The organism is Citrobacter sp. MGH104 (assembly GCF_001034485.1).
GTDB classification, from domain to species: Bacteria; Pseudomonadota; Gammaproteobacteria; order Enterobacterales; family Enterobacteriaceae; genus Citrobacter; species Citrobacter freundii.
Genome location: NZ_KQ089819.1, coordinates 386,877 through 406,839, shown reverse-complemented (window position 1 = coordinate 406,839; position 19,963 = coordinate 386,877). Strand labels below are relative to the sequence as shown.

The 19,963-nt window shown below is 53.0% G+C and carries 21 protein-coding genes and 1 tRNA gene; 12 read left to right on the top strand and 10 right to left on the bottom strand.

All coding sequences use genetic code 11. The annotated features are described in order from the left end of the window. Positions 1–131: 131 nt before the first annotated feature. Complete coding sequence (ahr, locus tag SK34_RS20270) at positions 132–1,151, bottom strand: NADPH-dependent aldehyde reductase Ahr (protein WP_003839634.1); 1,020 nt, start codon at positions 1,149–1,151, stop codon at positions 132–134. Positions 1,152–1,371: 220 nt separating this feature from the next. Between ahr and SK34_RS20265 the strand changes: the two genes are divergently transcribed. From SK34_RS20265 to SK34_RS20245, 5 genes are all read left to right on the top strand, one after another. Continuing rightward, positions 1,372–1,456 (top strand) — tRNA-Leu (locus SK34_RS20265). Positions 1,457–1,676: 220 nt separating this feature from the next. Further along, entirely contained in the window at positions 1,677–3,353 is a 1,677-nt protein-coding gene (locus SK34_RS20260; RefSeq protein ID WP_075262651.1) for a tyrosine-type recombinase/integrase, read from the top strand. A 301-nt stretch (positions 3,354–3,654) separates the two neighbouring features. Continuing rightward, complete coding sequence (locus SK34_RS20255) at positions 3,655–4,551, top strand: hypothetical protein (protein ID WP_047459334.1); 897 nt, start codon at positions 3,655–3,657, stop codon at positions 4,549–4,551. Next, the gene (locus SK34_RS20250) at positions 4,526–4,987 is read left to right on the top strand and encodes a hypothetical protein (protein ID WP_048234065.1); all 462 of its coding nucleotides are present in this window, start codon (positions 4,526–4,528) and stop codon (positions 4,985–4,987) included. The genes SK34_RS20255 and SK34_RS20250 overlap by 26 nt, the downstream gene beginning before the upstream one ends. Positions 4,988–5,230: 243 nt before the next feature. Next, positions 5,231–5,494: a helix-turn-helix domain-containing protein gene (locus SK34_RS20245; protein ID WP_308385121.1), complete on the top strand. Its 264-nt coding sequence runs from the start codon at positions 5,231–5,233 to the stop codon at positions 5,492–5,494. Between the two features lie 19 nt (positions 5,495–5,513). Here SK34_RS20245 and fic read toward each other — a convergent pair whose 3' ends face one another. Beyond that, positions 5,514–6,590: a protein adenylyltransferase Fic gene (gene fic, locus SK34_RS20240; RefSeq protein ID WP_047459331.1), complete on the bottom strand. Its 1,077-nt coding sequence runs from the start codon at positions 6,588–6,590 to the stop codon at positions 5,514–5,516. 337 nt (positions 6,591–6,927) lie between these two features. On the opposite strand from fic, the gene SK34_RS20235 reads away from it, so the two are divergent. Together SK34_RS20235 and SK34_RS20230 are read left to right on the top strand one after the other, a co-directional pair. Then, a complete protein-coding gene (locus SK34_RS20235; RefSeq protein ID WP_048234064.1) occupies positions 6,928–7,194 on the top strand; it encodes a hypothetical protein in 267 nt (88 codons plus the stop codon). 111 nt (positions 7,195–7,305) lie between these two features. Continuing rightward, positions 7,306–7,959, top strand: a complete 654-nt coding sequence (locus SK34_RS20230) for an HNH endonuclease (RefSeq protein ID WP_048234063.1) — start codon at positions 7,306–7,308, stop codon at positions 7,957–7,959. A 55-nt stretch (positions 7,960–8,014) separates the two neighbouring features. Here the strand turns inward: SK34_RS20230 and mobH are convergent, their stop codons facing one another. Continuing rightward, positions 8,015–9,604: a MobH family relaxase gene (gene mobH, locus SK34_RS20225; protein ID WP_048234061.1), complete on the bottom strand. Its 1,590-nt coding sequence runs from the start codon at positions 9,602–9,604 to the stop codon at positions 8,015–8,017. A 190-nt stretch (positions 9,605–9,794) separates the two neighbouring features. Here mobH and SK34_RS20220 point away from each other — a divergent pair, with 190 nt between their 5' ends. After that, positions 9,795–10,247 carry a patatin-like phospholipase domain-containing protein gene (locus tag SK34_RS20220; RefSeq protein WP_231588761.1) on the top strand — a complete coding sequence of 151 codons (453 nt, stop codon included), beginning with the start codon at positions 9,795–9,797 and terminating at the stop codon, positions 10,245–10,247. A gap of 76 nt (positions 10,248–10,323) precedes the next feature. On the opposite strand, the gene SK34_RS20215 is transcribed toward SK34_RS20220, so the two are convergent. From SK34_RS20215 to SK34_RS20205, 3 genes are all read right to left on the bottom strand, one after another. Continuing rightward, entirely contained in the window at positions 10,324–10,695 is a 372-nt protein-coding gene (locus SK34_RS20215; protein WP_048234059.1) for a hypothetical protein, read from the bottom strand. Between the two features lie 192 nt (positions 10,696–10,887). Further along, positions 10,888–11,793 carry an ArdC family protein gene (locus tag SK34_RS20210; protein WP_048234057.1) on the bottom strand — a complete coding sequence of 302 codons (906 nt, stop codon included), beginning with the start codon at positions 11,791–11,793 and terminating at the stop codon, positions 10,888–10,890. Positions 11,794–11,857: 64 nt separating this feature from the next. Next, positions 11,858–12,148, bottom strand: a complete 291-nt coding sequence (locus tag SK34_RS20205) for a hypothetical protein (protein ID WP_048234055.1) — start codon at positions 12,146–12,148, stop codon at positions 11,858–11,860. A gap of 332 nt (positions 12,149–12,480) precedes the next feature. On the opposite strand from SK34_RS20205, the gene glgS reads away from it, so the two are divergent. Continuing rightward, complete coding sequence (glgS, locus tag SK34_RS20200) at positions 12,481–12,681, top strand: cell surface composition regulator GlgS (RefSeq protein ID WP_048234052.1); 201 nt, start codon at positions 12,481–12,483, stop codon at positions 12,679–12,681. Between the two features lie 38 nt (positions 12,682–12,719). On the opposite strand, the gene SK34_RS20195 is transcribed toward glgS, so the two are convergent. The 4 genes from SK34_RS20195 to SK34_RS20180 all read right to left on the bottom strand — a co-directional run bounded on the left by SK34_RS20195 (position 12,720) and on the right by SK34_RS20180 (position 17,484). Then, positions 12,720–13,592 carry a phosphorothioated DNA-binding restriction endonuclease gene (locus tag SK34_RS20195; RefSeq protein WP_048234050.1) on the bottom strand — a complete coding sequence of 291 codons (873 nt, stop codon included), beginning with the start codon at positions 13,590–13,592 and terminating at the stop codon, positions 12,720–12,722. Between the two features lie 96 nt (positions 13,593–13,688). After that, on the bottom strand, positions 13,689–15,191 hold the full coding sequence (locus tag SK34_RS20190; protein ID WP_048234048.1) for a conjugal transfer protein TraG N-terminal domain-containing protein: 1,503 nt from the start codon (positions 15,189–15,191) through the stop codon (positions 13,689–13,691). Continuing rightward, on the bottom strand, positions 15,188–16,549 hold the full coding sequence (locus tag SK34_RS20185) for an integrating conjugative element protein (protein ID WP_048234047.1): 1,362 nt from the start codon (positions 16,547–16,549) through the stop codon (positions 15,188–15,190). Before SK34_RS20185 ends, SK34_RS20190 begins: the two co-directional genes overlap by 4 nt. A gap of 11 nt (positions 16,550–16,560) precedes the next feature. Continuing rightward, entirely contained in the window at positions 16,561–17,484 is a 924-nt protein-coding gene (locus SK34_RS20180) for a TIGR03756 family integrating conjugative element protein (RefSeq protein WP_075262658.1), read from the bottom strand. 211 nt (positions 17,485–17,695) lie between these two features. Between SK34_RS20180 and SK34_RS20175 the strand changes: the two genes are divergently transcribed. From SK34_RS20175 to SK34_RS20165, 3 genes are all read left to right on the top strand, one after another. Then, positions 17,696–18,286 (top strand): tyrosine-type DNA invertase, encoded by a 591-nt coding sequence (locus SK34_RS20175; protein WP_032942221.1) that lies wholly within the window; start codon positions 17,696–17,698, stop codon positions 18,284–18,286. A gap of 367 nt (positions 18,287–18,653) precedes the next feature. Beyond that, positions 18,654–19,166, top strand: a complete 513-nt coding sequence (locus tag SK34_RS20170) for a fimbrial protein (RefSeq protein ID WP_048234045.1) — start codon at positions 18,654–18,656, stop codon at positions 19,164–19,166. 113 nt (positions 19,167–19,279) lie between these two features. Continuing rightward, positions 19,280–19,960 carry a fimbrial biogenesis chaperone gene (locus SK34_RS20165; protein WP_048234279.1) on the top strand — a complete coding sequence of 227 codons (681 nt, stop codon included), beginning with the start codon at positions 19,280–19,282 and terminating at the stop codon, positions 19,958–19,960. Positions 19,961–19,963: the final 3 nt, after the last annotated feature.

Below are 19,963 nucleotides of genomic sequence, written 5' to 3'. Positions count from 1 at the left end.
TATCCTGCCTGGAGTATAGGCAACCGTGACGCACTCTTCACCGCTAAATTGCGGAGATTGTGAGGAGAATTTTACCTGCCTGGAATAGCGGGGAGAATAGCCGGGAAGCTTACGCCTCCCGACAAAGACGATCAGAAGTCGGCTTTCAGCACCACGCGGTAGCGGGCTTTGCCGTCACGCACATGCTGGATTGCTTCGTTAATTTGCGACATCGGGTACAGCTCGGTGGTAGGCGACACCTTGCTGCGCCCGGCAAACTTCATCAGCTTGCGCAGCTCGAATGGCGTCCCGGTCGCCGAACCGGAGATGCTGCGATCCCCGGCAATTAAGGTAAACGCCGGTACTGGCAGCGGCTTCAGCACTGCACCGACGGTATGGAAGTTACCGCCGTAGGCCAGCGCTTCAAAATAGGGCTGCCAGTCGAGATCGACGTTAACCGTGTTAATGATGAGATCGAACTGGCCCGCCAGTGCTTTTAGCGCATCTGGATCGCGGCTGTTGACCACTTTATCCGCCCCCATCGCCAGCACTTCCTGCTCTTTCGCCGGATTGGAGCTGAACGCGGTGACTTCGCAACCCATCGCGTGTAACAGCTTAATGGCGATATGCCCCAGGCCGCCGATGCCGATCACCCCGACGCGGCTGGTGGCGGTGATATGGTGCATCAGCAGCGGTTTGAACACCGTGATGCCGCCGCACAATAATGGGCCAGCGGCCGCCAGATCGATACTCTCCGGCAGCGGGATCACCCACTGCCAGTCGGCTCGTAGCTTCTCGGCAAAGCCGCCGCGATTAAGAATAGTGGGAACGGAGCCTTCCAGGCAGTTAATCTGATTACCGCTGATACAGGCGTCGCAGTGCCCGCAGCTGCGTGCCGTCCAGCCAATACCGACGCGCTGACCAACCTTCAGACCTTTATCCTGCGCCGCGCTGCCGAGCGCCGCCACGCGACCAATCACCTCATGCCCGGCAACCAGCGGATACTGAGAGAACCCCCATTCGTTGTCGATCATCGACAAATCGGAATGGCAGATACCGCAGTAATCGACCTGGACTTCGACATCTTCCGGCTTGAGCTCGCCTGCATCATATTCATAGAGTTCGAGTTCGCTGCCCGCCGCTTTTGCGGCGTAGCTTTTTATCATCGACATCGTGTTTCCCTCAGTGTGGTGTTGAACTGGAAGTGTAGAGCATGGGGAAACGGGTCGCTTCGCAGAAGGGGGGATTAAGAAGCGGGTAAACTGTGATGATGGCTACAGGTAAGAAAGGTAATGCTGAAATTTTCAACACTTAGCGAGCCAGACACACGCTGGCGCTTGCATGGTGGCGCACGACAGGTATAATCCACAACGTTTTCCGCATCCCTTCCGTGCCGGAGTGGCGAAATCGGTAGACGCAGTTGATTCAAAATCAACCGTAGAAATACGTGCCGGTTCGAGTCCGGCCTTCGGCACCAAGTGATGCAATAATTAGCTACCTAAGGGTGGCTTTTTTTGTGTCCATTTTCGTCCAAATTCGTCCATATCCGTCTGTAATTCAAAGATAATTTATTTTTCAGTAATAACCATTTTTATTTTGTGGTCTTTCCGTGTTGGTCATTTTTCATCCATTGACATCCACGCGATTTGGGGGCAAAAAAGGGGGCAAACCCGGTTCGATAGAGGAGTGACCCCCAAATGGCGCTTACAGATCTCGCAATCCGGCATGCCAGGCCGCTTGGCAAGGCATACAGGCTCTCTGACTGTCACGGTCTTTACATTCAGGTGAACCCCAGCGGATCTAAGTTGTGGTATCTGAAATTTCGCTTTGGAAACAAAGAGAACCGTATGGCATTAGGCCCTTATCCGCTCATTTCTCTCGCACTGGCAAGGGAGAAGCAAGCGGATATCAGAAGGCTTATTTTAGAAGGCATTAATCCGGCGGAAAAACGCAGAGAAGAAAAACGGGGTGGAGAGCCTCTTTATACGTTCGAGTCCGTGGCGCGCGAATGGGTCTCCAGCAACGTGAACTGGTCGGCGGAACATAAGAAGCGGGTGCTGCGTTATTTCGAGCTTTACGTCTTTCCTACGAATGGTAGCTGTGACATTACCAAAATGAAGGTCAAAGATCTGCTGGTGCCCATCAAAGAGGTGGAGAAAGCGGGCAAACTGGACGTTGCTTCCCGGCTTCAGCAACGTACCGCTTGCGTGATGCGCTATGCTGTCCAGAACGGCATTATCGATCATAACCCTGCATCAGATTTAACCGGAGCGGTTTCAACGGCCAAAGTACGCCACCACCCTGCGCTGGATTTGAATCTTATCCCTGATTTCCTGGAAAGAGTCGACGATTTCAAAGGCCGTCAACTGACTCAACTGGCGGTAAAGCTGGCGCTGTTGCTGTTTATCCGCTCCAGCGAACTGCGCTTTGCCCGCTGGGATGAAATTGACCTGCATAACGCCATGTGGACCATTCCCGCCGAGCGAGAAGCGATCCCCGGCGTTAAGTACTCTGCGCGCGGTGCGAAGATGCGTTCTCCTCACCTGGTCCCTCTATCACATCAGGCCATCGAACTGCTGCACGAGGTGCGGCAGCACTGCCGACCGGGAACTGAATTGGTGTTCCCCGGCGATCATAACTACCGCAAACCGATGAGTGAAAACACCATCAACAAAGCGCTGCGGGTGATGGGCTACGACACTCAGAAAGATGTCTGCGGCCACGGTTTTCGCACTATGGCCTGCAGCGCGTTGGTGGAGTCGGGCCTGTGGTCAAGCGACGCGGTAGAGCGCCAGATGAGCCATCAGGAGCGCAAGCGCGTGCGGGCGGCGTATATCCACAAGGCGCAGCATCTCGAAGAACGTCGGGAGATGATGCAGTGGTGGGCCGATTATCTGGATGCAAACCGGTTCAGGCATGTGGTGCCGTATGGCTTCAAAAAGCAGCCGGGAGGCGCACTCGACCATATGAGCTTTCAGGAGCGCAATGACCGCCAACTGGAGGAGCTGAAAGCCAGAATACTCGCTGACTCGGATTGGCTGACGGCGTCTGAATTATCCGCAAAAGCGGGTTTCCGTTCTGCCGATCCTGAGGCAGGCCCGAAAGGCTGGAAAGCCGCGGGGAAGATATTCTCGCTGAAGGTCGATGGTGAGGATTTGTACCCGGATTATGTTCTGGATGAGAAAGCGCGGCCTCTCAAGGTTGTCCGTTTGATTCTCTCACTGTTCAAGGAGCGCAAAACGCCCTGGGGACTGGCTATATGGTTTGGTTCGACTAATCGCAGGTTGAGAGGTGGGAAGCCGAAAGATTTGCTGGTATCAAAGTCAGAGTTGGTACTGCTGGCGGCGCAGGATGAGGTGGCGTCGGAGGAGTAGGTTACGGGATAAGGTAGAGATTAAGTTGGGGGATGATGCTCCAGTGGCATTACGAACAAGGTTCTTTAGCAGCATTTACGAAGCAAAAGGTATTGATGTCCATATACTTTTAGGGCATTAATCGCCTAGTTAGACAGCTCTGCACTGTGATGGCAATGCTAAAAACTGAGTGAAAATCAAAGTTTGAATTTTATCTCATCCAGTGATACTGTGTATTTATACAGTAATGAAAAAATTTAATCTCTTGTAGGTCCTTGGTTTTATGGAATAATAAAATCAATTAATTTACAGGAGTTTTCTTATGCAATTGTTCGCCTTACGTGTGTTAATGAGACCACGCGACCCTGATCTTTTTTCAAAGGGATCTGTTCAAAAAGACATTGAGCATTTTGAAAATGCCATAGTATTCAGCGCGCAAAAGTTACATCTGACATCATCAACACCATCCGTTCATAAGAAAACCAGCTACACCCTGAAGCTGAGTATAAAACCCACTGAAGGCGTCATGGCAGGGGTCATATCAAAACAGCAAAAAATTAAAGGACATGATAAGGATTTTCGCGAGTTCGATGTAGACAATTATCCACCTATCGTATGGATCTGGGATAGAGAAGAGCAAGTGTTATTGGTTGAGAAGAAAACAGCGGTATTTAAGGATGCGCATCAAGTTGCTAAGGCATTTGAAGATCTTGCCAACAACGACTATTTGGCTCAATTGGGACTAAGAGTATTTATCGAAGCTTGCCTTGAAATGGAAGATTTTTGGTCTGAATATCATAGACTTCAGTTTATTGATAAAGTTAGTTTTACGTTGATTACTCCGAATATTTTCGGAAGTAGCAAGCAGGCCTTAACTGACGATTTGCGAAAGCTTGAGGCAGATACTAATGCAAACGCTGTAACCACAACATTTGAAAACACAGATGGTAATTTAAAGCTTAAAGGTTCTCATTGGGCATCTGTTTTTGTTGATTGGGTAAAAGATGGTGGTGGTTCTTGGTTAATTAAAGGTCGAAAAACACTCAAATCAAAACCTACAACTGTATCCAGTAATCAAACGGCCAAGATAGTCCTTATCGAAGGTGAGATTTCAGAAATTCAGTTAGATGGTTACTCACCGAGTGATATCAAAGAAATCATAGCATTACATCAAAACAGGTACACATACAAAAATGAAGAATCTAGGCGTCTGGATTAAAGCTATAGCGCTATTCATATTATGCTTAGCGTTATCGTCAACCGATAAACAGGTTTATACCCTGCTTGAGCAGGCATCGGCGGGGGTGATCGGCTCAATTCTTGGAGGGATTACTGCAGGGATCTCTGTAATTTTTGGCATTCTGGCGGTCGTCAATAAGGGGCAAAAACGCTCAAGTTTTACAAGTTACTTGGGAAGTTTAGAAGCTGATCTGAAATTACTTGTGATCTGTTTAGGCGCAACAATTTTTTTGCCGTACCTTCGAAATTATGACTTACCTCTAATAAATTATCCCAAGCATGAGTTGATTCCTTCTAAGGATAAGTTATTTACTGCGGCAGAGCTGTTTGCCGTAGTGCTGTCTCTCAATCTCATTGTTGAAGTGATAAGTTGCATGATTTTAGTAGTTAAACAAAGTCTAAAAACGGAAGATTGATAAGATTTCTTTAATGATTTTATTTGTAATTACTTGAATTTTAATGATAAAAATATGGTTGATTTATCACTAACTACGATTTTTGTGGTCGATCATGATTTTATACAATGCCTTTAACAATGTCTTTTGCGTGTATATATAAGTATATGGATACGAAAATAGAGTTTCATAAGACTTCAAATTATATCCCCTTTTAAGAACATATAGTTATCCCCTAAAGCGTATATACTTAAAATATCTGTCATGGGGGATAAAATGAACGTTACTTCACCCAAAATGCTGGCTCAGACAGTGAGGAATGCTCGCAAGCAACGTAAGCTGACTCAACGCGAAACTGCAGAAAGTATAGGCATGAAACAATCAACGGTTTCAGAGTTTGAGAATCATCCTGAGGGGACCCGCATAGGTACGCTCTTTAAGTTGCTTGTCGCTCTGGACCTTAAGCTTCAGGCCGTAAGCCGTAGGGGCAAACATAAATCGTCTGATAGCTGGGACCAGGAGTGGTGAACTGTGGAACCAATAAGCTTTACTGATTCAATTCCTGCACCAACCTGGTATTGATATACAGCTTTTCGCGACCAACGCTCATTTCTTCCAGCACGCCTATATCTACCAACTGTTTGAGATACGCTGATGCCGTCTGTCGTTTAGCGATACCTCGTTCAACAAGGTTATCGATCCGGCAATACGGTTGCGCATAGAGCACCTGGATGAGTTCATAGGTATAAATTTTTGGTAGTTTCTCACGTACATACTCGGTCGTTTCTGCCATCAATGCCCGAACAACCGCAATCTTGTCAGTCGTCCATCGGGACGTGTTTTCTACGGCCTCCAGCATAAATAATATCCACGATTCCCAGTCTCCTTCCTCTGTTACCCTACGCAAGAGCGTGTAGTAATCACCACGTCTCTCCAGAATAAAGCGGGACAGGTACAGGATAGGCAGTGAAAGTAATTCATTTTGAATCAAGTAAAGAATATTCAGGATACGACCTGTTCGCCCATTCCCGTCCGGAAAAGGGTGGATGCACTCAAACTGATAGTGTGCAATAGCCATTTTCACCAATGGATCTAAATCATCATCGCCATGTATGAACTGCTCCCAGTTCGCCAATAAGTTACGGATAGTATCTTCACCCACCGGGGGCGTATACACCACGCTGTTATTCTGATCGCGCAGTACCGTGCCCGGTGTTTTTCTTATATCGGTCTGAACTGCGCGTAATTTGGTACAGATAGCGATTGCGGTGTTTGTGCAAAGTGGATAGACCTCAAGATGGGTATAACCATCATAAAGCGCCGTACGATAGCGCAATGCTTCTTTGGTTGCTGGATCTGCTCCGTCTGCACGATCAGCATACTGAAAGAGCTGATCGCTGGTCGTTACGATGTTCTCAATGCGTGAGGAATCTTTCGCTTCCAGCATTGGGAGAATGTTAATCAACAATCCCTGATCGGGGATCAACTCACCCGCCGTTTTCAGCTCTGCAATTGCCGCGCGCGCATTTATACACGCTTTTAGTACATTACGTGTTTCTATCTGCTGCAGATCAGGCGGCAGTTTTGGCAGATCATTGTAAGGGGCTTCGGGATTCCAGTTCATATGTTTATAAAAACCGATTTTATCGACATATAGACATCATATGTCGATGCTATAAGCATGTCACGGCATCATGTTTAAAAAATCGTGTTTTATCGACATATCGCCGCAACGTGTCGATGGCATAAACATGTTTTGGCTATATGTTTAAAAAAATGCTTTTTATCGACATATCCTCAGACGCTTGGCGCAGACTATCTGGATTTGCCTGGGAAGAGACTTCACTACCTGAGATGTATCGACCTTTAAATGAGGTCTCTCGGCAACCTTGCAACTGTAAAAAATGCCCCTATTTCATGGCTAATTAACCGCGAAATTCTAGCCATGGAGGATACTACCGATGTCATCCCGGACACACCGCCAGCTCGTAAGCGTTGAAGTGATGTGGCCTGCTCAGACGCTACCGCTTCCCCTGCAACAGGTAGTCGAAGCATTGAATCAGGGCGAAACGCCCGATCAGATTATTACCCGCATGAACCAACAGGGCCTGCTGGCATGGCGTGAGGATGCATCCGTGCAGAATACACACGATATCTTTCAGGTACGGCTGGACAATCAGCATGAGGCGCGGTTTCTCTGCCGCTACGTTACTCTGCCGCTGCACTGATGCCCGTATCCCGGTAATGCGAAATTGAAGAGTGCTGTTTATCACCGGATAAATTAATATGCTATAAAATAAAGAGTTAGCAAATGTCGTTTCAGGGATGATGAGTTGTAAATGAAGAATAAACTGCCAGACCAGCTTTCCAGGGAATGCATTATTGCGGCTATGCGCGCCTATGATGAAGGTGTACGCCACCAGTTCAGCGAGTCCCGGCTGTATGATGTGGTCTTTGAAGGGCGCAGTTATCCACCTAAAGCTATAGTCGGTATTGCTGCTTCAAATATGACAGGCGTTGAGTTTTCCCCTGAAGATTTTAGTGGTGGTATCAAGTCGAAATGCGTCAAGTTGCTTACCGATCAAGGGTTTCAGATCGTTGAGAAAAATTTAGGTAACGAGCAGCCTGCCATCAGTATTTTTCCTGATGAACTGCCGCCGCAGAGCGTATTTAATGAAGGTGCAGCTACGCAGGTAACGGTTAACCGCTATGAACGCGACCGTAAGGCCCGACAGGCCGCATTAGCCTGGCATGGTTGTCTGTGCAGAGTATGTGGTATTGATATGATGAAGGTGTATGGTGAGATAGCAAAAGGTTTTATCCATATACATCACCTGATTCCGCTATCAGACATCAAAGAGAATTACTCTCTGGATCCCAAAAAAGATCTTATTCCCGTCTGCCCTAATTGCCACGCCATGTTGCATCGGCGTAATCCGCCTTTTTCGCCTGAAGAATTGAAATCAATTATTGAATATCATGCGGCTCTTTAGGTATTAAAGCCCATTCGCTGTAGCTCGGTGGAAGAGAGTATTTTGATATAAATTGCTATTCGCGCAGCAACTTCAGCCACGGATTATTCACCGGCACTTTCTCCCCTAACACCTGCTTCGGATCTTCCATCAGAAAACCTTTCAACTGAATACTTTTCTTTTGTGGAACCCGAACCTCGCAGGTCCAGATAAAACTGTCATCATTACAGCGCAGGGCCAGCCCTGACTCCTGAAACATTCGCTGTGCCAGCTTCCAGCCGTCGCCGGTGTCTCCAGTGGTTTCTGATGCGTATATCTTAAAGATCCCCGGTGAAATCAAGAAAAGATGGTTTTCCACCACATGTACCTTGCCGTTCCGGGTATTCACCGTGGCTGAAGGGCTGGTGTGGTTCTTCAGCCACTGCAGGAAATTATTATTGTCACCAAGTCTTGGGTCGTCTGCTATCTCCGGTAGCGGTTGAGTGGGGGCGCTAAGTTCAGGGACGGGTTCAGCTTCGCTTACCGGCGTCACATCACCGACAAAACAGGCGGGACGTTGTTCGCCTGGCTCCCATATTGCAGACGGTGTCAGGCGCAGCAGCGTCAGCGGTTCAACGGGCGACCAGCCCTTATCCGATCGGATAATGCAGCGCCAGATCGCTTTATCCTCATTGGCAACGATAAGCTGATGCGTCAGCAGTTCGTCAAACAGGCGGTTATTGTTTTCCGGTACGCTAGATACGCCATGCTGGAGCAGCCAGGCGCGTACCCGGTCGGCGGTGGTTTTGCTGATCAGCCACAGCGCATCCTCCGTCAGCCAGCCATCAGATCCGCATTCGGGATTATTGAGTCGGTACTCGTTCTGTACCAGCGACCGCAAGGCGGAAAGAAGCTGCTGGGGGAAGGACGAGGGCTTTTGTGCCAGCGCGGTTTTGATATCGCCACCGAGGTATCGGGCGACAGAAGCTTTATCGGCCTGTTGCACCAGTTCCGCCAGTGCGCCAGCCCGTTCGTAGTGTCCGGTAAGCTGATAAATCAGGGACACAAAAGTCGTGGGGTATCCGGCCAGCCAGTCCAGTAATAGCGCGGGTATCAACTGATTAATCAGCATTGCGGCGGCAGCAGGATGCAGATGATAGTCGCGACCATTGCTCTGGTACTGCCAGCGATAAGGCTGCGCCAGATTACCCTGCCACGGATGCCAGCGGGTGCCATCACGTTGATGAATCTCCATATCCACGGCGATTTTTCCCGTATCGTGCAGTAATGCCGCGCAGACTACCGCGACCGTCCATGCGCTGGCCTGCCGGGCCTGTTCTTCCGCACCCGCTTCCGGTGGCAGCAGATAACCCTGGCGCAGCCGGATGGCGTTGCAGGCAACTTCCAGCGAATGATCCAGCAACCCGCCGGGAGTGGAATGGTGATGACTTTGTGAGGCGGGTAGCAGCTGTACCAGTGCGGCGAAGCGATGAATCGCCGTGAGGATCCAGCTATCAAACAGGGTATCCGGCAGTGGGGTCAGTTGTCGTAACTGGTGCAAACAGGACTGGCGTAACGGTGTCGCCAACAATCGCTCTGCGGATTGTGGCGCAAACCAACCCTCCGGCAGCGTAGCGTCCGGCGCAGGTAGCTGACTCTGGGATGGTCTTTGTAGCCACTTCAGCATATTTCCCCTTTCCGGGCAGGCCCCTTTGCCCTTGCCGCCCTTCCTTTGCAGTTTCTCCCTTTGGGCCTTTTGCATGCAGCAGGTTTTTTTGTCAGCCAGGAATAGTTAAATGTTGTGCTTATCTCAACGGACAAATTTTGTTCAATATGGTACTGGTGGCTGAAATAATGCGATCGGTGAGGCCAATGTTATGGTGCGAGTGAACCACACAGCGTTGGATGGAAAAATAGCAGGTAATTTGTGCACTTTGATTGATGAGGAAGCACTGGCGCAGGCCAGAGGGCAATTGGTTGCACAGGGCTGGCTGACAGCAGATGAAATATCCCTGTTGACGGATTTCACTCCTGAACAGTTTGCTAATTGGAAATGCGAGCACTGTATTTTCTCGGTACATAAAAATGGTGTAGGGGAGGTATTTCCTGGTTATGCATTAGATGAAAACCTGCGGCCATTACCGGTGATGAAATCGATTCTGGATATTCTGACAAAGGTGAAAACGCCATGGGGCATAGCCGAGTGGTTTGCTACTTCAAATGATTTATTGGCAGGCAAGATGCCGCAGGAGATGCTATCGCGCTATCCGGCCAATGTAATTCAGGCGGCGGAAGCCGAAGCGTGGCAACTCATCAATGGTGCAGAATAGATGCAGTCAGGGCATATTCTTTTTTCTCCGACCGAGTATGAAAAAAGTGACCGACGTTTTGTCGGCCACTTTAAAACTACCACCAGGCATAAAACATCAGCCTGTCTCGCTCAAAATCAAACGTCTCCAGCGTCTCTTTCACCCAGAGAGTGACGGCGCGGACATCCTTCCAGTAGTGTTCTCCATAATCGGTATAACCATAGAAAAAGCCATCAATTGTGGGATAAACCGCACCGCAGTTATCCGGCGTCAGGCTCTGCAGGTCGCTCAGAAGCGCCTGCAAATGTGCTTTTGTGACTTCTAACAGCACCTGGTTGCGCACCAGTCCAACGTGTTTATCCACCCATTTGAGTAACGGGTTCACCTTGCGGAAATAACCCACTCTGTCGTACTGGCTTTCATCGGGCGCGTTTTTTGCCCGTTCGAAAAAGAAGATATCGAGTCCCATACATTGTTCCTCATTCCCCTTCATCCTTCAGGCCGCAGGTGCGTTGGCTTTCCTCGCTCACCCCGGTCACGTAGTTTGTCTACGCTCCCGGGGATTCGCTGCGTCGCCGCCTTCCTGCAACCCGAATGATTTTGGGAAATATTCGAGGGGAGCAACTCCCCGACGAGGAAGGCTCCCCGTGCGGGTGGGCTGTCAGGCGCTAAGCTGACAGGGTTGTGGTACAGTGTTGAGCAGCCATTCACTGGCGTGGCGCGCCATACCGCTGGCGCGGATCACTGCCCGCTTGTCCTGGCGCAGGATATCCAGCCAGTAGCCGATATAGCTGGCGTGCTGGAGCCTGCCCTGAATGCCGCAATGGGCGCACAGGAAGGCGCTCCCCATCTCCGCCACTAACTCTTCAGCGGCGTAGAGTGCTTCGGTGCGTTCCGCTCCGGCAATACCGGGGCGGTTCAGGCGTGAAGCGTGTCCGGTGGCGTGCGTCAGTTCGTGCAACAGCGTGGCGTAGTACGCCTCGCTGCTTTCAAACTGTTGCGGGTGCGGCATCATCACCAGGTCGGTCGCGGGTTTGTAATACGCTTTCGACTGGCGGCGATGGCGCAGCGTCACGCCGCTATTCATTGCGATGGCTTCAGCCATCTCCACAGGCGTTGCAGGCCGGGTTAACGGCTCGGACAGCGTCTGCGGCAGGCCATCGCACTGCGACAGATTAAACAGCCGAAATTCACGAATGATCCCGAAATGCCGTACCTTCGGCTCGCCGTCTTTATCCAGCAACGGCTGACCGAGTGCGTCGGTCTCTTCCTGCGTGCGCGGCAGATACAGCACCGCCAGAGAGGATTTCTCCCCACGGCGCACTTGCCCGCCGAGCGCGCTGACCTGATGGAACGTCAGCCAGCGGTCGCTGGAGAAACTCTGCTTATCCGCGCTGTTCCACAGCAGCGGCACGTTGATGCCGTGATACGGACGACCGGATAACGCATTGATCGGGAACGGCGGCTCGCCGTCGCGCCACGGGCGGATCCACGGCACATTACCGTTTTCCAGCTCAGCAATAATCTGGTCGGTGACTTTCTGGTAGATATCGTTGCTTCTGTCCATCGTGCGATCCTCATGGAAGAAGCCGGAACCACCTCCATCCGGAAGCGACTCCGGCGGGGAGAGGTTATGCCTGTTCAGCCATCGAGACCTGTACATAGTGGCCGTGATAGTTGAGCGACAGCGGTAAGGTGACAGGGACTTTCATATCGCCCTGTGGCGGCTGGCAGTAGAGCGTAAAGGTGACTTTCTTGCGGGATATCCCAGCGGTGCGCAGGGTCAGCAGCACGGCGAGCAACAGATTGCCCAGCCGTTCTTCCACCTGCTGCGGGTCGGCGGGAAATTCCACAGCGGATTGCCAGACATCAGGGGCGATAACCACCGGCATTAACGACGGTTTTTTATCGAAAAGCGACATGGTGTTTCTCCTGTAAATGAGCAGGGAACACCCTTCGCAGGGCGTTTCCCTGCGGGATGGGATGGTACGGGTATCCTGCGCATCTGCGCCGTTCGCGCCTTCCGGATACATGGCGAACTTACTGCGTGTGTGACGGTAGTGTTTGCTTAAGCCGCAATAAAAGAGAGGGGAAAATCTTTACGGAGAGCTGAGAGTTTTCGCATTCCAGAAATGTGAGCGCAGGCAGGCCATTGCGCACGCATCGCTCAAAAAACGATCTTTTTCAGGAAGATACTGAAATCAGAAAAGCATATGACCTTGAACAGCAAACACCATGACTGGAGGGATATGCGATGAACCGACAAGAATTACACGCACTAAAGAACTTTGATTTTCTGGCGCGCAGTTTTGCCCGTATGCACGCCCTGGGTCAGCCGATAGATGTTGCTGCCGTAACCGGCAATATGAGTGATGAACAACAAGCATGGTTCCGGGAGCGATACGAACACTACCGAAAGCAGGCTGAGCGCGCGAGAGTGATAGAGCTGCGGTGATGTAACGAACAACGGGCTTAACGGCCCGTTGCGTTTTTTCAGGCTTTGAAAATCTGTTTTCGGTGCCAGCCGACATACTGTTCAGCAGGCCACTGCGTTTTGTCATAAGGGAGGAATAACTGCTGGCCGTTCCGTTGCCAGAACAGATGGTCAACTACCGGACTACGACTGACGCCGCCGGAGATGCGGATGGTCATACTCTCATCCAGCCCGAATGCCCCCATATCAAACGCGTCATGGTGTAATGTACAGAGCGCCAGGCCATTGTTTACCACGCACGGACCACCGTACGCTTTCCAGTGAATATGCGCCGCTTCAATACCAACCAGCGCGCCATCGAGTCTGAGATCGTAACCACAGAACGCGCACCGTGAGTGGTAAGCGCGAAGAACTATATCCCTGAAGCGCGGATCGCGGTTCCTGGAGCGATCGATAAAATCGAATCCCAGTTGGTTGGCCAGGATCCGCTGAATACTTTCCGGGAAGCGATCGGTAAGGATCTTCTGAGCCAGTTGGTCGATCATCTCTGGATGTGCCAGCAATTGCTGGTAAGCCGCTTCATCGAAGCCGCCCGCCACCTGGTTATCAATCAGTTCTTTCTTTGTCGGCTGAGTATTGCCCTTACGCGGTTTGCAACTTTCTGCGTGGGCAATCTCCCAGAAGCCGTCTGTTCGCAGCCGCCAGAACGGCATATTGGGATAGTCGGTGCGCCGTTTCGGGCCAAACTCTTTCAGCAGGCGCGTAAGCGGTTCGTTGATCTCTTCGCCGTAGTTAAACAGGCGCTGATGGCCTGCTTTGTACTGCGACAGCACGTACAACAACAGCAGCGGTTTATGCGGCGCGCATACGTCACCCTGACGCCAGACAGAGACGTTGGAGATGGCAGATTGCAGCATTTCAGGTGAGATCATAGGAATGAACCGGGTAACAGGCTGATGTTATTGCGATCATGCTCGCAAAACGCGTCTGACTCAAGACCAGTTCATCACAACATCTGGATGAGCGCTTCAGGGGATCCGCGTTTTACTGACGATCATCTTCCCGACCTGTTCGCCAGCGCTGCGGATATCGCCGACCGCGCTGCCCATCACTCCGGCGATGGCTGCGCCGATCCTGATGCCCGCCCATGTCAGCGCACCCAACCAGAATGCCGGTAGCACCAGGAACATCACGCCCATAATGATATTCACAATCAGATCGTCGGAGGTATTTTGCAGGCCCCAGAGGTTGAAGTACGAGTGGGTGTCGCTGTCGTACATCATCTGCATCAGCCAGCTATCCAGCCAACGGGCCAGCTCCCACCAGAAGGTGAGAAAGAACAGGGCGAACTGCACAAAGCTCAGCGTGATAACCGTTTTTAGATCCCATGCCGAGAACAGCAGGATCACAGGAATACAAATCACAAGGGCCATTCCAAGGAATGCCTGCACCATCGGCAATGCCTGGCGCACGCTGTCGAAAGCAGGGAACAAAGCGAGGCTGGAAATCGACATTCCGGCGATACTCCCCAACCGACTTAGCGCTTGCGATGCATTCAAGTTATCTCCCGCACTCCCACCAAATCCGTTGTACACCAGTCCGCCCTGCGATACCTGCATATTGCGCGGGCTCACCAGCGAGCGCAGCACCGCTTCCTCATACTCCTCTTTAGACTGCCCCAGTTTTTGCAGTTGCTGCCAGAGCGTGGTATCGACTTGCTTCAGTAGCCGATTTTTCAGCCCCGAATCACCATCGGACCACCACTCTTTACACGCGGGATAGCCTCCGCTACCTATATTGCTCAGGCCATCATCGCGGCTGGCATCATAGGGCCATGCGGCGCGGGGCGAACGGGAATGATCGTGGTCGTAATAGCCTGGCGTGGCGAGATAAAAAGCCGATCCCACCCAGTCCACTTCCCGGCTCTGTTCCTCGCTGATATCACTGCCCAGCCGCTTGAGGCGTGTGCGCGATGGCCCATAGCAGTCGTTCACGAAATCCTGCAACTCCTGCGCCATCGCCGGATCGGCGATCCGGGTGTGCTGCACTTCAAAGCGCAGCTGGCGCAGGTCCGGCTTGCAGGGCAGCACCGCGACGGCGGCGCTGGTGATGCCTTTGCCCAGTGCATGCGTGAAGTACCACCACACCGGAACGGAAGCGCTCTGGCCGCTGAGTTCATTAATCAAAGGTGCATAGCCGGAATCGCCGGGCTGTACCACCGACCAGCCGCACTGTTTTGTGCGCTGGCTGTCGTAGGTGAGGGTATTGATATCGACATTGAGAAACGGCACGCCCGCAAAGAGGTTCACCAGCAGGGCGCTGTAGAGCGAGTGCTCCACCCAGACGACCAGCAGGCGGGCGACATTGCCTTCATCCGCCCCCTGGCCGCGCGCCTTCAGCCACAGGGCAATCAGTTTTGCCAGCAGGGGCAGGGCGAACAGCCCGGTGGCGGTCAGTGTCTGCCACACGCCGTTGTTCACCAGCCAGCCGAGCAGGGTGAGCACGTACTCAAAATAGCTGTTGGCGGTCATCGCGGGCTGTCCGGCTGCGGGTTATTCAGCTTATGCATTCGGCGATCGCTGTCGTCCGGTACTTCCACCGCCTGTCCCTGAAGCTGGTCTCGCTGCTGCTTGCGTTGCAGGATCTGGCTTGCGGTATTGCGCGTCAGCGCCTGGCGAAAATCAAGTTCCAGCTTAAGCTGGTTCAGCTCCTCATCCAGTTGGGCGGTGGTTTTGCCTAAGCTCTCCTGTGCCTCTTTGACGTTGGCGATATTCGGCTCGCGCATGCCCGCGAGCAGCGTGCGCCGGGCGAGTAATGCCTGCTCGGTGACGCGTGCCAGCGCCAGCTCTCCCGCCAGCCGTTCGGTGAGGACGGCGGCGTCCGGATCGTCATGCAGCGCCTCGACCACACCACGGGTCAGTTGCATGGATCCGCCGGAGGCTTTTGCCAGATTGTCGAAACCGGCTTTCTGGCTGCCGTTAACCAGATCTGCCAGCAGGGGCAGGATCTTCGCTTTTTCTTCGTCGATCAGCGGATGCAGGCCGATCCCCGCCTGTGCGCCGGAACGCGCATCCGGATCGTCGGTGGCCTGCGCCACGCTGATGGTCTGCTCGCCCACCACGCGGGTCATCCATCCGGCAGCCTCTTCTGGAGATTTCCAGGTAGTGCAAATTTCTCCGTCGCATTCAGAGGTGGTGATTGACGTGGTGCTGGTGGCGGGCTGCTGGTTGAGAATATTCCAGCCTGCGGCGGTGGCGTCATGGACTATCTTAATCGGCGGCTGGCCTTTACCGCCGCGCTTTTCGCCACCCACCCAGCGTTTACCTTTTTCGGCGGCCTCTTTTGCCGCTTTCTGGTCGGTGCGGATGGCATCGTTGTCGCTGGCGGCAAGGGACTGGTAGTTCTCCGCTTTGGCTCCGGAAAACCAGGCGGAATCGGCCGCCAAATCGGTCATCTTCTCCGCCATCTTCTGGCAGTTCAGCAGCGATTTATCGAAATCCAGCCGCCCCTGTAATACGCCGTTGGTCAGTAAATCATAAAGCTGCGGGTTGGCGCGCTGGATAACCATCGCAGGCAGGCTGGCGACCGCCCCGGTGGCGCTCTGGATGACGTTGCCCATCAGTTGCTGGAAGCCGTCGGTGATGCCGTTTAGCTGGTTGCGTACCGTGGTGTCGATATCGAAATTCCCGCACATCATATCGCTGTTCCAGCCAATGCCGACACTGAGCGGCGAAGGGCTACGGCGTACGGAAGGTGGCATCACCGCTTCACCGCCGCCAATCTGGTAGTAAAGCAGGTCGTCAACCGCGCCTCGCGTGCGGAAGCTGTAGTCGTCTGCGGCCGCGCAAACCCATGAGAAAAGCAGTAAGGTCAGGCAAAGGACTCTCATCACCGCCTCCGTTAACCCGTGCTGCCGAGAAAAGTCTGCCCACGGCGTGGACAACACTTATAAGGCCGCCAGAGCGTCCAGGCGTAAGCGCCGTTCTCCGCCAGCTTGTCGGCGTAAGTATCGGTAACGCCCCTGTCCGGGAACACCGAACAGGCGGCGGATTTTTTGGGCGTCAGCATCTGCCACTGGTGGTTACTGCCGTCGCCTTCGATAACCGGTGGCGGCGGCCAGTACCCGGCGCGGGATGAGGCGGTCAGCGGCGTATAGATATGCGGTTGCCCGGTACGGGTCACCAGATCGGCCACTCGCTGGGCGATAACGGCGGCAGCTTTATAATCGTGCGTCTGGCTGATGGCTCCGGTGCGTGGGTAGATATTGCCCCACATATCGCCGCTCTTACCAACTTCCCGCAGGCCCGGTGTCAGCGCCTCCGGGTATGTCATCTCCGGCACCCCGCTGCGCCACGCCAGCGTATCCACCTGGCTCAGAAAGTACGGTTGAAAAGGTTGGGAGGAGGGGGAGCAGACATAGCCAAACTCAGTGAAGAATTTTGCCAGCTCATCGCCAGCCGGGAAGCCGATGGCGTCGGCGTTTTTAAAGCGGATTTTGCTGTGCTGGCTCGCTGAACGCGGATTAGTGTCGCCGCCGCCTTCGGCAATGCCGGACAACGGCGGGCTGAGAAGCGACATCTCCGTCCACGGGTATTGCCCGGCGAAGCTGTAAGCCGACACCACCAGATCCGGGCGGAAATGGCTGACCTTCACCGAGGTGCGCACCGTGCAGCCAAACGGCGAGCAGTACAGCCAGTAGCACAGGCCGACCACCCGGTATTGCACGCACTCTGGCGTCAGCGCGGAAGCGGCAATCTCCGGTGTGTTAATGGCCCTGAGAGGTAAGGCCGCGCACAGCAGAAAAAGAGTGTATTGGGCTCGCATCGCGCCTCCGGCAACAGAGATTTCTTCTGCCGGGTGTAGCGCACTGGCGCTGCTTTCACTGCATAAAACTAAAGGCTGCCCGTAAAAATTGTTGAGTTCTGCATCATCATTCTGTGCGGCTTCTGATGGTATTCTCTGGCTCGGGCCAGAACTGCGAAGGCAGTTCCGGCCTGTTTTTTTCATTTTTTATTTTCATAAGGAGCAAAGGCTGATGCCTGAAAAAAGAAAGCATCTCACGCGTCATGAAGTGGGACAGATACTGCTTGCAGCGGACAGAGGGATCCATTTTGAGCGCGATTATTGCCTCATTCAGATGTGTTTTTTACACGGCCTGCGGGTCAGTGAATTGTGCGGGATGCGCCTGTCGGATATCGACCTGGTTGGCGGCTCGGTCTATGTCCGGCGACTGAAAAACAGCCTCTCCACCCAGCATCCGCTGTTCGATACCGAACTGCCCGCGCTGATGCGCTGGCTACAGGTCCGCAACCGCTGGCGGGATGCAGACAGTGACTGGCTGTTTCTGTCGCAGAAGGGCGGTGCGCTGTCGCGGCATCAGGTCAGGTTGTTACTCAAACGTTACGGAGAACTGGCGGGCGTCAGCATTGCCGCCTATCCGCATATGCTGAGACACGGTTGCGGTTACGCGCTGGCGGATTTAGGGCGGGATACCCGTCTGATACAGGATTATCTGGGGCACCGGAACATCCGGCATACGGTGATTTATACGGCGACAAATACGCAGAGGTTTATGAATGTCTGGGGGAATGTGAGAGAAAACCACACAATTAGTGCCAGAATGTAAAGTAGTATCAGAAAAATTTAGCAAAGTGTCAAAATTTTTCTGAGACCCCTTTTGATAACGGACTATCTTTTTGTTTTTAAATTGATATTAAATGTAACTAATATGTGGTTTCCCTCTGGTCCAGGCTGGCAACGTGCTTAAGAGGTTCACGTTGCCAGTTTTCATTTGCTCATCGCATTACTGTTTTATGCCATTTCGAACGCCATGCTTCGCCTCCGCTGACATTTTATTTTTCACTCTCTTCGTCCACCGCATTTTCTCCTGAACTCACCACTCTGGCACTAACGGGAAAGTCTAACGCGGACTTTTTCACCGCCAGAGTGATGCGGGGCTGAGTCCCGAACGATCTTTCATCAAGGAGAAATACATGAAAAAAACGATGCTAAGCGCGTGTTTTTTACTGGTAGCCGGGAGCGCAATCGCCGCCGACGGCACCATCCACTTCACTGGCAGCATCACCGACCAGACCTGCACCGTGGACAGTGGCTCACAGAACCTGAATGTCGATCTGGGTACGGTGGCGCAAACCGCCCTCGACGGCGCATCGGGGATGAAAGCCTCTCCGACGCGCTTTACCCTCACCCTGACCGACTGTCCGGACACCGTCACCGGGGCGAACGTGAAATTTGACGGGACGTCCGATGGTGTAAACCAGAGCCTGCTGGCGCTGGACAGCGGTACCGGTATTGCGACCGGCGTCGGTATTGAAATCGCCGATAAAAATGGTACTCCCATCCCCCTGCATACGGCCTCGACCAATTACGACCTCGCAGAAGGCAGCAATACGCTGGACTTTGTTGCCCGTTATGTCTCCACCGGCACCGCTGTGGGCACGGGTACAGCCAACGGGACCTCGCAGTTCACCATTAACTACAAATAACGCTGTGCCGTCGCGGGGTGCACCTCACCTCCCATCCTACCCGACCGGGTGTACCGCCGCATAACAGGGAGCGTTTCGCAGGGATGCGTATTTTTCGTGCGGAGAATAAGAAAATGAACAGGTATGCAGACGTGATGCTGGCGCTGGTGCTGGCTTTCCTGAGTGTGCAGGCTCAGGCCGGGATTGTGATTGGCGGTACGCGCGTGATTTATGACGGGGATAAAAAAGAGACCTCTGCCTCGGTGCGCAATCCGGAGAAATCCGGCGTGTATCTGGTGCAAAGCTGGGTGGACAGCGGCGAGCAGGGCGGCAAAACGCCGTTTATCGTCACACCGCCGCTGTTTCGCATCAACCCCGGCGAAGAGAACATGCTGCGCATTGTGCGCACCGGAAGCAATCTGCCGCAGGACCGGGAGTCGGTGTTCTGGCTGAACGTGAAATCGATCCCCGCCACCGACGACAGCAAGCCGCGCACCAACGTATTGCAGGTGGTGGTCAAGTCGCGCCTGAAACTCTTTTACCGCCCGGTAGGGCTGGAAGGGCTGCCCGAGACCGCTTATCACCAACTGAGCGTCGCGCGAAGCGGCAACCATCTTACCGTCAGCAACCCCACACCGTATTACGTCACGCTGTTCACCCTGAAGGTCGACGGGCAGGAGATCAAAGAGGCAGACATGGTGCCGCCGAAAGGCAGTGCCAGCTTCACGCTGCCGTCGGCGGGCGCATCCAGCGTGACCTGGCAGGCTATCAGTGATTACGGCGGCGTTAGCCAGACCGAAAGCCGTAAGCTGTGAAGG

Bases quoted from the DNA above. Each gene is read 5' to 3' on its own strand.
- SK34_RS20230 (WP_048234063.1), top strand. From the start codon at position 7,306: ATGAAGAATAAACTGCCAGACCAGCTTTCCAGGGAATGCATTATTGCG.
- SK34_RS20250 (WP_048234065.1), top strand. From the start codon at position 4,526: ATGAAGAATCTAGGCGTCTGGATTAAAGCTATAGCGCTATTCATATTA.
- fic (WP_047459331.1), bottom strand. From the start codon at position 6,590: ATGAACTGGAATCCCGAAGCCCCTTACAATGATCTGCCAAAACTGCCG.
- ahr (WP_003839634.1), bottom strand. From the start codon at position 1,151: ATGTCGATGATAAAAAGCTACGCCGCAAAAGCGGCGGGCAGCGAACTC.
- SK34_RS20255 (WP_047459334.1), top strand. From the start codon at position 3,655: ATGCAATTGTTCGCCTTACGTGTGTTAATGAGACCACGCGACCCTGAT.
- SK34_RS20175 (WP_032942221.1), top strand. From the start codon at position 17,696: ATGCCTGAAAAAAGAAAGCATCTCACGCGTCATGAAGTGGGACAGATA.
- SK34_RS20235 (WP_048234064.1), top strand. From the start codon at position 6,928: ATGTCATCCCGGACACACCGCCAGCTCGTAAGCGTTGAAGTGATGTGG.
- SK34_RS20165 (WP_048234279.1), top strand. From the start codon at position 19,280: ATGAACAGGTATGCAGACGTGATGCTGGCGCTGGTGCTGGCTTTCCTG.
- SK34_RS20190 (WP_048234048.1), bottom strand. From the start codon at position 15,191: ATGACCGCCAACAGCTATTTTGAGTACGTGCTCACCCTGCTCGGCTGG.
- SK34_RS20220 (WP_231588761.1), top strand. From the start codon at position 9,795: ATGGTGCGAGTGAACCACACAGCGTTGGATGGAAAAATAGCAGGTAAT.
- SK34_RS20180 (WP_075262658.1), bottom strand. From the start codon at position 17,484: ATGCGAGCCCAATACACTCTTTTTCTGCTGTGCGCGGCCTTACCTCTC.
- SK34_RS20205 (WP_048234055.1), bottom strand. From the start codon at position 12,148: ATGTCGCTTTTCGATAAAAAACCGTCGTTAATGCCGGTGGTTATCGCC.
- SK34_RS20245 (WP_308385121.1), top strand. From the start codon at position 5,231: ATGGGGGATAAAATGAACGTTACTTCACCCAAAATGCTGGCTCAGACA.
- SK34_RS20260 (WP_075262651.1), top strand. From the start codon at position 1,677: ATGGCGCTTACAGATCTCGCAATCCGGCATGCCAGGCCGCTTGGCAAG.
- SK34_RS20210 (WP_048234057.1), bottom strand. From the start codon at position 11,793: ATGGACAGAAGCAACGATATCTACCAGAAAGTCACCGACCAGATTATT.
- glgS (WP_048234052.1), top strand. From the start codon at position 12,481: ATGAACCGACAAGAATTACACGCACTAAAGAACTTTGATTTTCTGGCG.
- mobH (WP_048234061.1), bottom strand. From the start codon at position 9,604: ATGCTGAAGTGGCTACAAAGACCATCCCAGAGTCAGCTACCTGCGCCG.
- SK34_RS20215 (WP_048234059.1), bottom strand. From the start codon at position 10,695: ATGGGACTCGATATCTTCTTTTTCGAACGGGCAAAAAACGCGCCCGAT.
- SK34_RS20185 (WP_048234047.1), bottom strand. From the start codon at position 16,549: ATGAGAGTCCTTTGCCTGACCTTACTGCTTTTCTCATGGGTTTGCGCG.
- SK34_RS20195 (WP_048234050.1), bottom strand. From the start codon at position 13,592: ATGATCTCACCTGAAATGCTGCAATCTGCCATCTCCAACGTCTCTGTC.
- SK34_RS20170 (WP_048234045.1), top strand. From the start codon at position 18,654: ATGAAAAAAACGATGCTAAGCGCGTGTTTTTTACTGGTAGCCGGGAGC.